This is a genomic window from Corallococcus exercitus, from assembly GCF_042231735.1.
GTDB classification, from domain to species: domain Bacteria; phylum Myxococcota; class Myxococcia; order Myxococcales; family Myxococcaceae; genus Corallococcus; species Corallococcus exercitus_B.
On the sequence record NZ_CP102577.1, the window covers coordinates 263109 to 276324 of the forward strand.

Genomic DNA, 13216 nt, shown 5'->3' on the forward strand with positions numbered 1-13216 from the left:
ACCGGACTGCCAGGCAAGGACCGGCCCGCGCGCCCCGCGTGAGCGTCACCCAGGCGGATGGCCGGACCGAGACGCGCGGCTTTGCAGGCTCGTTCGTCGTCCGCATCTCTCGGGAGGAGGCACGCGACGATGGCGAAGAGAAAGGGGCGGACTCCGAGGCGGATCGAGCGGGACACCTACCCGAGGCCCGAGCACCGCTTCCCGAATGCGAAGATCGGGATGACCTGGCAGGACTCGGAACCCGACTCCCCCGGCTTCCAGAGGGCGCCGCCGGGCGCGCCGAACATCGTGCTCGTGCTGCTGGACGACGTGGGCTACGGGTGGCCGAGCAGCTACGGCGGGCTCGTGCGCATGCCCACCTCGGAGCGGCTGGCGAAGGAGGGCCTCACCTATTGCCAGTTCCACACCACCGCGCTCTGCGCGCCCACGCGGGCGGCGCTGCTCACCGGCCGCAACCACCACTCGGCCGCTTTCGGGGTGGTGGGGGAGATGGCCACCGGCTACCCGGGTTACAGCGGCATCCTCTCGCGGAGCTGCGCGACCATCGCGGAGCTGCTGGGCCCCAACGGCTACGCCACCGGCTGGTGGGGGAAGAATCACACCACCCCGCTGAACCAGGCCTCCGCCGCGGGGCCCTTCACGCACTGGCCCACCCGGCGTGGCTTCGACTACTTCTACGGGTTCCTCGGCGGAGGGACGGACCAGTTCTATCCAGCGCTCTACCGCGACACGACCCCCGTCAATCCAACGGGCACGCCGGAGCAGGGCTACCAGCTCACGCGGGACCTCGCGAACGACTGCATCGCCTGGATGCGAGCGCAGAAGGCCATTGCCCCGGAGCGACCGTTCTTCGTGCACTTCGCCCCCGCCGCGGCGCACGGCCCGCACCAGCCGCCCCTCGACTGGCGCGGGCGGAACGCCGGCCGCTTCGACATGGGCTGGGACCGCTATCGCGAGGTCGTCTACCAGCGGCAGCTCGAGCTGGGCGTCATCGCCCCGGGGACGAGGCTGACCTCCCGGCCGGAAGAGCTGCCGGCCTGGGACAGCTTCGATGCCGAGGCCCAGGCGCTGCTCCGCCTCCAGGCCGAGAACTACGCGGACTACCTCGAGCACTGCGACCACGAAGTGGGCCGGCTGGTCCACGCCCTCGAGGAGCTGGGCGAGTTCGAGAACACGCTCTTCCTCTACATCCTCGGCGACAACGGCTCGAGCGCGGAGGGCTCGCTGACCGGGACCCTCAACGAGAGCGCCAGCATGCAGGGCATCGAACCGCCCATCGAGGCGAGCCTCGCGCGGATGGGGGAGTGGGGGCTGCCGGGAACCACGCCGCATTACGCGGTGGGCTGGGCCTGGGCCGGGGACACCCCGTTCCAGTGGATGAAGCAGGTGGCGTCCCATTTCGGGGGCACCCGCAACGGGATGATCATGAGCTGGCCCTCTTGGATCGCCGACAAGGGCCAGAAGCGCTTCCAGTTCCATCACGTCATCGACGTCGTTCCCACCCTCCTCGAGGCCGTTGGAATCCGCGAGCCGGTCAGCGTCGACGGCGTGCCGCAGAAGCCGATGGAAGGCGTGAGCATGGCGTACACCTTCGACCGGGCCCACGCGGAGGCGAAGAGCACGCGCACCACGCAGTACTTCGAGATGCTGGGCAACCGCGCGCTCTATCACGACGGCTGGACGGCCTGCTGCCGGCACGGCCGGCTCCCCTGGGTCACCCGGGGCAGTGCCCGCTTCGACGAGGACACCTGGGAGCTGTACCACCTGGAGGAGGACTTCAGTCAGGCGGAGGACCTGGCGGCCCGCTACCCCAGGAAGCTGCGCGAGCTTCAGGACCTGTTCCTGCTGGAGGCGGCGAAGTACGACGTGTTCCCGCTGGATGATCGCTTCGCGGAGCGGGCGGATGTGAGCTTGCGGCCGGGCTTCTTCGCCGGCCGCAGGCGGCTGACCCTCTACCCGGGCATGGTGCGGCTGCCGGAGAGCAGCGGCCTCACGCTGGCGAACGTCGACCACGCCATCACCCTCCACGCGCGACTGCCCGAGGAGGGCGCGGAGGGCGTGCTGGTGTGCCTGGGCGGAGATACCGCGGGCTGGAGCCTGTTCGTGGAGGACGGGCGGATGCGCTACCACTACAACTGGTTCGGGTTCGAGCGCTTCGACGTCCTCTCCGGGACAGCGCTGCCTGGCGGCGAGGCCGAACTGCGGATGGAGTTCACCTGTGAGACGCCGGGGACTTCAGGAGGGCCGGCCGTGGTGCGGCTCCTCTGCGACGGCGCAGTGGTGGGGCAGGGGCGGATTGCCAGGCAGGTGCCAGGGTATTTCGGCCTCGGCGAGACCCTTGATGTCGGAGAGGACACGCTCTCCCCGGTCTGGCCCGGCTACCGCGACCGGTTGCCCTTCCGCTTCAACGGAAGCATCGACCGGGTGGAGTTCGAGCTTGGCGAGGCCGCGCCACGCCCCATGGCGGAGCTGCTCGAGGAACAGCTCCATCAGGACTGAGGCGTCACGTGGAAGGACTCGACCCGGTTCCGAGCATGTTGATTCGCCTCGCATTGGCCTTCGCGCTGGGGGTGCCCGTGGGGTGGGAGCGAGAGCACCGGGCGCTCTCGCCTGGCCTGCGCACGTTTCCGCTCGTCGGCATGGGAGCGTGTGCATTCCTGCTCATCGGTCAGCATGCCTTCCCTGGCGAGGCGCGCGCTCAGGGCTATGTCTTTCAGGCGGTGTTGAGCGGCATCGGGTTCATCGGAGGAGGCGCCATCGTCAAGGGCAGGGGAGAGATCCAGGGGATCGCGACCGCCGTGAGCATCTGGATCACCGCCGCGGTCGGGGCTGCTGTCGCCTATCGGCTCTATTGGCTCGGGGCGGTCCTGTCGCTCACGACCGTGGCGGCGCTGCAGCTGCTCAAGCCGTTCAAGGAACACACGTAGCTCAGGCTCGAGCAGGAGCCTGGTTGGATCACGGAGCCGCCAGCGCCGGATGCAACCAGGACGGGTCGGCCCCTACAGGCAGATGTACTGGTATCTTTCCGCGCCGACAATACAAGTCGCGCCCAGCTGCGAGCAGGCTCCACCGGGGGAGAAGTTGGTGCAGTTGATGGACTGGCAGGAGAAGGCGCACGTACCGGTGTTGGTCCATACTCCACCGGTGGCGACGCACGCTCCGTTGCCGCAGGTCTGTCCGCTGTCAGAGGTCGTGCCGGTTTCCTGCCCACCTGGGGCGAGGGCCGCCCGGGCCTGTGCGGTGGCGGCCGGCGTGGGACTCACGGTCTTCGAGGTGCAGCTCATGCTGCCCAGTGCGAGCGCGCTGAGCAGGAGAGCGGAGATTCTGGCTTTGTGCATGGGTCGCCTTAGAGCCTGGAATGCGCGGGAGATGCAACAAGGCCCAGGCTTTTGACGCTCAACGCCACGGCCCTTTCCCGGGCATCGCCGCGGGACATGAGAAGGCCGCCCGCGGAAGGAAGAGCTCCTTCCCCCGCGGACGGCCCTGGACAGCGGAGGCTCACGAGGCCGCGGCTGGCGGCCCCGAGCTCAGCCCCTACTCGGAGACGTACACCCGGCCGATGAACTCACCCGTGTTACCGGCGGCGTCCGTGGCCGTGACGATGACGTCGTTGTAGCCCGTATCCGCCACGCGCACGGAGTGGGTGACGGTGTTCGTCCCCTCGCCCACGCTGGAGTGCTCCACCCAGTTGGTGGACACCGTCGAGGGCGACGCATCCGTCACCTCGCTGGTGATGTCCACCCAGACGGAGGGCTGAGCCTCGTCCGGAAGGGGCGAGAGGATCCGGATGACCGGCGCGGTGCGATCCACGGTGACGACGCGCGTCTGCGACACCACCCCGCCCTGGGCGTCGATGGCCGTGAACACGATGGTGTACGTGCCCTCCTCCAGCGTCAGGAAGTGCACCGCGTGCCCGCCCGCCACTTCCGGCTCCACCGGGATGGGCGCCCCATCGTTGACGGTGAAGTACGCGAAGATGATGGGCGCGCCGCTCGGGCCCGGCAGGATGTAGCCACACGCCTTGACCTGCTCATCGCGCGTGTAGCGGGGCATGTTGCACATGGTCATGTCCGGCGGCGGAGCCGACGGATCCGTCACGTAGATGGTGCTACCGCAGCTCACCGACTGCCCGCCGAAGTCCGTGGCCGTGTAGGTCACGGGCGTGGCGCCGGGCGCGTAGAGCTGGGTGGGAGGGCCGGACACGGAGGCCACGGCGCACGTATCCGTCGCATGGGCCGCGGCGGGCGTCACCACCGCCCCTTCCGAAGACGGAGCCTCCACGATCAACGGCCCCGGGCAGACGATGGACGGAGCCTGGGTGTCCACCACCGTCACCTCACGGCTGGCCGAGGCGCTGAGCCCCGCACCGTCCGTCGCGGTGTAACCGATGTTGTAGACGCCCACCGTGCCGACATCGACCGCGCCGGAGCGGACGAGGTTCGCGGTCAGGTCACCCGCGCAGACGTCCGACGCGGTGGCGCCGGGGTCGGCGTACGCGCCGCCGTTGCACTCGAGGCTCTGCGACGCCGGCCCCACCAGGGCCACCGTGGGGGCCAGGGTGTCCTGCACGCTGACGGTGCGCGAGGCGCTCGCGGCGTTGCCGGAGGGATCCGTCACGCCGTAGCGCACGGTGTAGCTGCCCGGGCGCGAGGTGTCGACGGTGCTGGACGCCACGACCGCGCCCGAGAGGTTGCCCACACACGCATCCGCGGCCGTGGCCCCCGCCTCGTTGTACGTGCCGACATTGCACTCCAGGGTGGCGGTGGCCGGGTTCGGCGTGACGACGGGAGCCTGGGTGTCACGGACCACGACCGCGCTGGTGCAGGACGCGCCGTTGCCCGAGCTGTCCGTCGCGGTGTGCGTCACGACGTGGCTCCCCAGCGGATAGAAGGCCGGCGAGGGGCTGTTCACCGACGGCGTGCCACAGTTGTCGCTGGCGCTCGCCATGCCGGTGTCCACGTTCGCGCCACCGCCCACGCACTCCGCCTGCTGGTTCGCGGGGCAGCTCAGCACCGGCGCGCTGCTGTCCACCACCTGGACGCTGGCGGTGCAGCTGCTGGACAGCCCCGTCTGGTCCACGCACGTCAGCGTGACGGAGGTGGTCCCCAGGCCGAAGAGGCCCGCGGGCGACTGGGTGCAGCCCACCAGGTCGCCGTCCGGATCCGAGGACCCGTTGTTGACGTTGCCGGCGACGCCACAGGTAGCGCCCGCGTCCAGCACCAGGTCGCGGCACAGCGCCGTGGGCGGCCGCTTCGTCTGGGTCCAGTCCTTGAGGGCGAGGTTCGACAGCGCCACCTCTCCGCTGTTCTTCACGAACGAGGCCTGCACCTGGTCGCGCCCCACGCCGCCGCTGCCCACGTAGGTGAAGCTGGCGTGGCCCGTGCTGTTCGTCGCGGCCTGGCCGGTGCGGCCGGCGTTCGGGCCGGCGTTGATGAGGAAGGACACCATCCGGTTGACCAGGGGGCGGCCCAGGTCATCCTGCAGGGTGGCGGTCACCGTGTGGGACTGGCCCACCTCGCTCGTCGCCAGCGTGGGCCCGAGCACGATGCCCTCGCCGACGATGGCGGCCGCCGAGCGCAGCGACAAGGCGGCGAAGAAGATGTTGTCGTCGTTCGAGGCGTTGAACGTCCTGATGGCGATCTGCGTGGCGCCGTGGCTCACGAAGGGCAGCACGTTGTACAGCTCGTCGTCGATGCGGGGACCGGGGCCCGTGGCCGAGGGCGAGGGGTTGTCGTTGGTGTCATCCAGGCCGCCCACCGTCAGGAGCGCGCCGTTGGCGGAAGCCCCGTCATCCTGACCGCCCGCGACGGACGTCAGCCGCTGGTTGTTGACGTCCACCGTGCTGCGCTGCTGCTCGTTCGCAGAGCCAATCTGGCTGCCGAACGAGATGCCCAACGACAGGTCCAGGCCCAGCTTCGGGTCGTTCTTGTTGAGGGGCTCCGAGAGGGAGATGTTGAACGTGTCACCCGTGGTGTTCTGGGCCCCGAAGAGCAGGATGGCCGTGTTGACGGCGGTCTCGCTCGGGTTGTCGAAGATGACGGTGAGGACCTCACCTTCGATTTGCGACGTGGAGGACTCGGAGATGGTGAAGGACACGCGGCCCGCGGGAGCGGCGTCGAGCTTCCCCTTCACCAGGGACGTCACGTCCGCCCAGTGGTTCCACGAGCTGATGCTGTTGGCGATGCTGGTGGTCCAGGCCACGGCCTGGGAGTCGATGCGCACGTCCGTGTTGCCGAGCTTGTACCCCGAGAAGCCCGTGCTCGCCGCCGCCAGGTAGGCGCGGCGCACGGTGGCGCCCGCGGAGGGCTTGTTCGCCTGCACGATGCCGCTGGGACCGTTGGTCCCCAGCCCGTCGATGGAGAGGGTGATGAAGCCCGACTCGGTGACCTTCAGCACGTTCAAGGCGGAAGCGGAGACCCGCTCCTGCTGGAGCCGGCGGGCCTCCGGCTTGAATCCCGCGGGCCTCGTGCCAGGCAGGGCCCCTTCAGAGGGGGCGGCCTCCACCGGGGAGGCGCCCCCCGTCGTGGCCTGGGCGCCCTCTTCTGGCGCGGGCGTTCCACAGGCCGTCATCCACAGGCCGAGCGCCACGGTTCCTATCCATCGGCTGAGACTGCTTCGCATGGTGTTTCTCCTGAACGTCGTTGAACGTCACTTGGGCCGCGTGAAACGAAGGCAAGGCAATGCCCCGCCAGGACGGGCGCCTGGATGCGCGCCCGTGGAGGACGAAGCTTCGGTTTGGGATGACGGGCCGGAGAGGCCGCGTCAGGCGTGAACGGGGTTCAGCCCCGGCGTACGGAGGCTTCGCGCCGCCTGCGGCGCAGCAGGGCCGCCAGGGACACCACCAACCACCCGGTGGCCTCCGCCGCGCTTCCCGTGCGGCAGCCGCATCCGGATGCGTCCTCCGGCGCCTGGGCCACGACGCGCACCTGGAAGGCACAGCTCGCGCTGTTGCCCGACGCATCGCTGGCGGTGAGTTCGACGGAGGTCTGGCCCACGGGGAACGTGCTTCCGGAAGGAGGGCTGTAGCTCAGCGTCACCTGGGAGACGGCGTCCGTCGCCTGCGCGGCGCCGTACTGGACGGCGCCCCCCTTGTCGCTGGAAGCGACGGCCTCTTGTGAGGGCGGGCACGTCACCTGGGGCGGGGTGGTGTCACGCACCTTCACCCGGAAGGAGCAGGTCTCGGTGTTTCCCGCGGCATCCGTGGCGGTGACCACGACGGCCGAGTCCCCCAGAGGAAACAGGGTGCCGCTGCCGAGGCTGTAGCCCAGCTGGGGGGGCGTGCCGCTGTCATCGCCGCCTTGCGCGGGGGCATAGGAGACCTGGGCCCCGCTCGCGGTGGTGGCCTCCGCCGTCACGTCGCTGGCGCAGACCACCGTGGGAGGAGCGCAATCGCCGAAGCTGGCGGCGGGGACCGTGAACAGCTCGTCGCCCTGGGTCCCGTTGGTGGCGCGGAAGTAGACCGAACTCCCCACCAGGCTCAAGACCCGGGCTTCCGAGCCCGTGGACCCGGGCGCCAGGTCCGCCACCAGCCGGGTGCCGGCTTCGGTCCCGTCGCTGCTCCAGGGTTCGGCGCCATGGGTCCCGTCGTCCGCCACGAAGAGCAGGACTTGCCCCACCCGGATCAGGGCCGAGATCGCGGAGCTGTCGGCGCCGGCGCGCAGGTCCTTCACGAGGGTGGTACCGGCGGCCGTGCCGTCGCTCCGCCACAGTTCGCGGCCGTGGGTGCCATCATTCGCCACGAAGTAGAGCCAGGCCCCATGGGCCGTCAGCTGCGCGGGGAGCGCGTCGCCTTCCCCCGTGCGGACGTCTCGAACGAGCGTGGTTCCCTCCGGGGTGCCATCGCTCCTCCACAGCTCCTGACCATGCATGGGGTCGCTCATGCTGAAGAAGAGCGTGCTGCCCACCGCTTTGAGTTGCTCCGGGGAGGAGTGGGAGGTGACGGAGGGAGGCGCGAGGCGGCGGGTGCCCTCGGCGGTGCCATCACTCCGCCAAAGCCCTGGCCCGTGGGTGCCGTCATCCGCGGCGAGGTAGAGCCCCCCGTCAAGGACCGTCAGCTCCGTGGGGAAGGAGGACTCGGCGCCCGGGCGGAAGTCCTTGACGAGCGTGGTACCCGCCACCGTGCCGTCGCTCTTCCACAACTCATAGCCTGACACCCCGTCCTCGGCGGCGAAGAAGAGGGTGTTGCCCACGGACGTCAGCGACGTCGGCTGTGCGCCGTTGCTCCCGGGAAAGACATCCTTGACGAGAGTCGTGCCCGCGGCGGAGCCGTCGCTCTTCCACAGCTCGAAGCCCGATACGCCGTCGTCCGCCACGAAGTAAAGACTGTCACCCAGGGCCAGGAGGCTGGTGGGCAGGCTGGAGCCCCCGCCCGGGACGATATCCTTGACGAGCGTGGTGCCCCCCTCCGTGCCATCGCTCTTCCACAACTCAAGCCCGTTCGTGCCGTTGTCCGCGATGAAGAAGAGGGAGCGCCCCACCACCGTGAGTTGGGAGGGCGAGGAGCCATTGGCGCCAGGAAGGATGTCCTTGACGCGCGTGGTCCCGGTGGAGGTGCCGTCACTCCGCCAGAGCTCGACGCCACTGACACCGTCGTCGGCGACGAAGAACAGGGTATCGCCGACGGTCACGCCCGCCCCCGGGGTGCTCCCTATCGCCCCGGGGGCGATGTCCTTGAGCAACGAGGGCGGACGACACTCGGGAGCGGGGGTTCCTGCCGCCGAGGGAGTACCCACCGACAGCAGTCCCAACAACAGCGGTGCACACCTGCTCTTCTGCTTCAGCAGCGTCCGGTTTGCCATTCCACCCCCCATGACAGCCAGTCCTGGCCACCGGTTCGAGTCAACGGGCGGAGGACGGCGAAGAAATGGGCACCCGGCGGCATCCAACCCTACAGATGGGGCCCGTTCTATTGACGTATCGTCCTTTAAAAATACACGAATAGTCAACTCCAGCCAGGACCCTCAAGCGATTTTTTTTGCTTGGCAATGCTGGGTATGTGCACACCCAGATCGGCAATCGTTGTCACCGGCTACCTGGGTCTTGATTGACGGATGAACGCCAGGGATTGGCCAGGCCGCGCGACAATCACTGCTCAGGCTGGGGGCGCGTGGAGACCTCTCATCCCCGCGCAGCGCCACACTCCGGAATCGCAAGGAGACGCCGGAGCAACTCCGTGTAAGCCCCTGGACGCTTGGGGGCATGAGCCACCTGTCTACGGAACCCGGAAGCAGGCTCGACCAGCGCGAGGCACGAGTCCGGGCGCGGTTCGCAGCGGCTCTCAGCGAGGCTCAGGCGCGGTGGGCAGGAGGAGGACGCATCAGCGCGCCGTCAGTGGAGAGGAGCGCCGAAACGGTTCAGCCCCGTAGGCACCCTGTGTTTCCAGGGTACCTACGGGGCTGTTCCAGTGTCCCCGACGGGATTCGAACCCGTGTTACCGGCTTGAAAGGCCAGCGTCCTGGGCCTCTAGACGACGGGGACGTCGTCACTGCTTGAGTCGCGGGGGGCTCGAACCCCCGACCCTCGGCTTAAAAGGCCGGTGCTCTACCAGCTGAGCTAGCGACTCGCTATTCTTTTTTTAGCTCCAGCCGCGGATCCGCCAGCGGCTCCGCGAGGCGCTTCCTACCAGCAGCGCCCGGGGAGTTCCACTGGCGATCGCAGGCGCCGCTTCCTGACACGCTCCGTCCTGGCCCCGGTGAACATCCGGCCCCCCGGCGCCCTCCGCCCGTCAGCGTCCGGCGCTATACACAGGGCATGTCCCAGGAAGTTCCCGAACCGCCCGACACCGAGGACGAAGAGGCAGGGGAGCAGGCCCCGTTCCGCCGCTACCTCACCCGGGTGGGCGCCGAGCGCATGCACCGCGAGCTGCTCCAGCTCCTCAACGAGGCGCGCCCCAAGGTCACCGCCGAGGTGTCCGCCGCCGCCGCCCAGGGCGACCGTTCAGAAAACGCCGAATACATCTACGGCAAGAAGCGCCTGAGGGAGATCGACCGGCGCATCCGCTTCCTCTCGAAGCGCCTGGACACCGCCACCATCGTCAACCCCTCGGAGCAGGAGGACCGCTCGAAAGTCTACTTCGGCGCCACCGTTACCCTGGAGGACGAGGCCGGAATCCGCAGCACGTATCAGATTGTCGGCTCGGATGAGATCGACGCCTCTGGAGGCCGCATCAGCGTCGAGTCACCCATGGGCCGCGCGCTCCTGCGCAAGGCCCCGGGCGACACGGTGGAGGTGCGGCGCCCCCGGGGTGAGATTGAACTCACCCTGGTGGACATCCGCTACGACTAGGACGCCCCCATGCCCCGGACGCCAGAGCTCAGCACCCACGCTCGCCGCACCTATTCGCGCCTGAGCAGCGTGGACCTGGCTGCGTCCGCGGAAGAGGGCCTGTCGCTGGACGACCTGGGCCTGGAGTCCGGCAGCGACCGCGTGGGCCTGGCGTTCGGCACCTACAGCCGCGAGGGACTGGAGCGCGCCCTGCAGGCCTACGGCTTCGCGAAGCGCCTGGAGGAGCGCGTGGGCCCCTTCGAGCTGCGCCTGTCCTGCCAGGATCCGTTCCAGCCGCGCCTCACCCTGCAGAGCCGCCGCTACCACACGCCCGTCGTGGACCTGTCCCTGCGCCAGGCCCCGGGCTCGGAGGTGGGCTTCACGCGCGCGGTGGCGGAGGCCCCGCTGCTCTACGTGGACAGCCTCCTGCTGCAGCACCCGGGGCGCCCCTTCGACTGGGCCCGGCCGCCCCTGCCCGGACAGCTCCACCCGGGACTCTCCCTGTCGCGCGACATCCTGGAGCTGCTCCACCTCATGGCCCGCCGCATCGGCGCGGAAGGGGTGGCGCTGACGCCCGCGACGTTCTCCGCCGCGTGCGTCTACGAGCCGTGCTTCTCGTTCGTGGACGGCGCCGCCCAGGGACGCTTCAGCGCGCTTCGCCGCGCGGGCCGCGGCTGGCCCCGCTGGCTGCTGGCGTGGGCGGTGGAGCTGGGCTGCATGCGGGATGCGGAGGGCCAGCAGGCCCTCTTCACGCCCACGCCGATGATCAGCCCCCTGTCGCGGCGGCTGGCCCGGCGGCTGGACACGCGCGGCTGGCACCGGGCCCGGCGCTCCCACGCGCAGCAGGTGCTGTCGCTGGATGAAGAGGCGCTGCAGGCGCGCTTCCCCTGGGCCCGCATGCCTCCCGGCCCTCCGCCCGAAAGGGTGGTGGAGCTGCTCGGGTATGATCCGCTGGCGCCCGCGTCGCCGTACCAGGACGCCTGCGAGCCGGCGGCGGCTCCGCCGTGGACCGCCGCGACGTCCTGAGGGCCCGCTGTAGCGCCCTGTTCCGTCGGGAATGCCGTGCTCTTTCGGACGGACGTTCGCCTTTCCCGACGGGAATGCGGCTGGTTCCCCCTCGTTCGGTGCCTATATTGAGAGGCGTCGGTCCTCCACGGTCGTCGCTCGCTGTCAGCAATCGCACCCGAACCAGGTCAGGTCGCGAAGCCCTCGATGCGAAAGAACTTCATCCTCGACACGAACGTCCTCCTCCATGACCCCCGCAGCATCTACGGGTTCAAGGACAACAACGTCATCATCCCCATCTACGTCATCGAGGAGATCGATCAGTTCAAGCGCGATCTCTCCGAGCTGGGGCGCAACGCGCGACTGGTGGCGCGCTACCTGGACTCCTTCCGCGCGGAAGGCTCCATGAAGGAGGGCGTCCCGCTGCCGCACGGCGGGATGCTCCGCGTGGCCTTCACCGACCGTTCGCTGCCGTCCTCCATGGCGGACAGCAACCTGGTGGACAACCGCATCCTCGCGGTGGCCCTGGACCTGATGGAGACGGAGCCGGACACCCAGGCCGTCTTCATCACCAAGGACACCAACCTGCGCATCCGCGCCGACGCCCTGGGCCTGTCCGCCCAGGACTTCGACACCGAGCGCGTCGAAATCACCGACCTCTACACGGGCTTCACGGAGCTGCTCGTCCCCACGGACATGGTGGATCAGCTCTACAAGCCCGGCGGCGAGGTGGAGGTGCCGGCCCAGGACCGGCTCTTCCCCAATCAGCTGGTGCTGCTCAAGGACGAGCTCAACCCGTCCCACACCGCCATGGCCCGCTTCAACGGCGCCAAGGCGCGGCTCGTGCCGCTCGCGCGCCAGAGCAAGGAGGGCACCTGGGGCATCCGGCCGCGCAACATGGAGCAGGCCTTCTGCCTGGACCTGCTGCTCAATGACGACATCAAGCTCGTGACGATTGTCGGCAAGGCGGGCACGGGCAAGACGCTGCTCGCCATCGCCGCGGGCCTGCAGAAGGTGACGGAGGAGGGGCTGTACCACAAGCTGCTGGTCAGCCGGCCCATCTTCCCCCTGGGCCGGGACATCGGCTACCTGCCGGGCAGCGTGGAGGAGAAGCTCAACCCCTGGATGCAGCCCATCTTCGACAACGTCGAGTTCCTCATGAACCTGAGCCGCGCGGACAAGAAGGCCGGGCGCGGCCACCATGAGCTCATCGACCTGGGGCTGATGGAGATTGAGCCGCTCACGTACATCCGTGGGCGCAGCATCCCCAACCAGTTCATCATCGTGGACGAGGCGCAGAACCTCACCCCGCACGAGGTGAAGACCATCCTCACCCGCGTGGGCGACAACACGAAGATCATCCTCACCGGCGACCCGTTCCAGATCGACAACCCGTACGTGGACTCGACGAACAACGGCCTGGTGCACGTGGTCAACCGCTTCAAGAACGAGAAGATCGCCGGCCACATCACCATGGCCAAGGGCGAGCGCAGCATGCTGGCCGAGTTGGCGGCCAACCTGCTGTAGAGCGCCCGAGCCCCGCGCCTGCTAGAGACGTGTCATGACCCAGGACGGCACCGACAAGCCCGACACCCCCGGCGAGGAGAAGAAGCCCCTCGTCGAGTACCCCTCCGTCTACGAGTACAAGGTGATGGGCAAGGCGACGGTCGAGGAGACGCCCGGCTTCGAGGAGCACGTGCGCTCGCTCTTCCGGCGGAAGATGGGGACGGAGGTGTCCCCGGACTCCATCCACGTGCAGCACAGCCGCAAGGGGAAGTTCGTGTCCCTGAGCGTGTCCGTGCTGCTCATCTCCGAGGAGCAGCGCCGGGCCATCTACACGGAGCTGCACCAGGATCCGCGCATCGTCTACTACCTGTGAGGCAGGCGGTGCGTGGGCGGATGCCGCAGGGGGGCCCGGGGCCCGCCGATGGCTGGAAGTCCGGCCAGG

General features: G+C 69.1%; 9 protein-coding genes and 2 tRNA genes. 6 read left to right on the top strand and 5 right to left on the bottom strand.

The window, feature by feature from the left end; all coding sequences use genetic code 11:
* Nucleotides 1-129 precede the first annotated feature (129 nt).
* Together NR792_RS01155 and NR792_RS01160 are read left to right on the top strand one after the other, a co-directional pair.
* Nucleotides 130-2499 (top strand): arylsulfatase, encoded by a 2370-nt coding sequence (locus tag NR792_RS01155; RefSeq protein ID WP_375758235.1) that lies wholly within the window; start codon nucleotides 130-132, stop codon nucleotides 2497-2499.
* 8 nt (nucleotides 2500-2507) lie between these two features.
* Nucleotides 2508-2927 carry an MgtC/SapB family protein gene (locus NR792_RS01160; protein WP_375758236.1) on the top strand — a complete coding sequence of 140 codons (420 nt, stop codon included), beginning with the start codon at nucleotides 2508-2510 and terminating at the stop codon, nucleotides 2925-2927.
* 72 nt (nucleotides 2928-2999) lie between these two features.
* On the opposite strand, the gene NR792_RS01165 is transcribed toward NR792_RS01160, so the two are convergent.
* The 5 genes from NR792_RS01165 to NR792_RS01185 all read right to left on the bottom strand — a co-directional run bounded on the left by NR792_RS01165 (nucleotide 3000) and on the right by NR792_RS01185 (nucleotide 9562).
* Complete coding sequence (locus tag NR792_RS01165) at nucleotides 3000-3338, bottom strand: hypothetical protein (RefSeq protein ID WP_375758237.1); 339 nt, start codon at nucleotides 3336-3338, stop codon at nucleotides 3000-3002.
* A gap of 196 nt (nucleotides 3339-3534) precedes the next feature.
* Nucleotides 3535-6621 (bottom strand): immunoglobulin-like domain-containing protein, encoded by a 3087-nt coding sequence (locus NR792_RS01170; protein WP_375758238.1) that lies wholly within the window; start codon nucleotides 6619-6621, stop codon nucleotides 3535-3537.
* 158 nt (nucleotides 6622-6779) lie between these two features.
* Complete coding sequence (locus tag NR792_RS01175; protein ID WP_375758239.1) at nucleotides 6780-8627, bottom strand: ELWxxDGT repeat protein; 1848 nt, start codon at nucleotides 8625-8627, stop codon at nucleotides 6780-6782.
* A 777-nt stretch (nucleotides 8628-9404) separates the two neighbouring features.
* A tRNA-Glu gene (locus tag NR792_RS01180) sits at nucleotides 9405-9477 on the bottom strand.
* A gap of 12 nt (nucleotides 9478-9489) precedes the next feature.
* Nucleotides 9490-9562, bottom strand: a tRNA-Lys gene (locus NR792_RS01185).
* A gap of 188 nt (nucleotides 9563-9750) precedes the next feature.
* Here NR792_RS01185 and greB point away from each other — a divergent pair.
* The 4 genes from greB to NR792_RS01205 all read left to right on the top strand — a co-directional run bounded on the left by greB (nucleotide 9751) and on the right by NR792_RS01205 (nucleotide 13147).
* A complete protein-coding gene (gene greB, locus NR792_RS01190) occupies nucleotides 9751-10284 on the top strand; it encodes a transcription elongation factor GreB (protein WP_375758240.1) in 534 nt (177 codons plus the stop codon).
* A gap of 9 nt (nucleotides 10285-10293) precedes the next feature.
* A complete protein-coding gene (locus NR792_RS01195) occupies nucleotides 10294-11289 on the top strand; it encodes a deacetylase (protein WP_375758241.1) in 996 nt (331 codons plus the stop codon).
* A 186-nt stretch (nucleotides 11290-11475) separates the two neighbouring features.
* Nucleotides 11476-12795: a PhoH family protein gene (locus NR792_RS01200; protein ID WP_375758242.1), complete on the top strand. Its 1320-nt coding sequence runs from the start codon at nucleotides 11476-11478 to the stop codon at nucleotides 12793-12795.
* Between the two features lie 34 nt (nucleotides 12796-12829).
* Nucleotides 12830-13147 (top strand): YbeD family protein, encoded by a 318-nt coding sequence (locus tag NR792_RS01205; RefSeq protein WP_375758243.1) that lies wholly within the window; start codon nucleotides 12830-12832, stop codon nucleotides 13145-13147.
* Nucleotides 13148-13216: the final 69 nt, after the last annotated feature.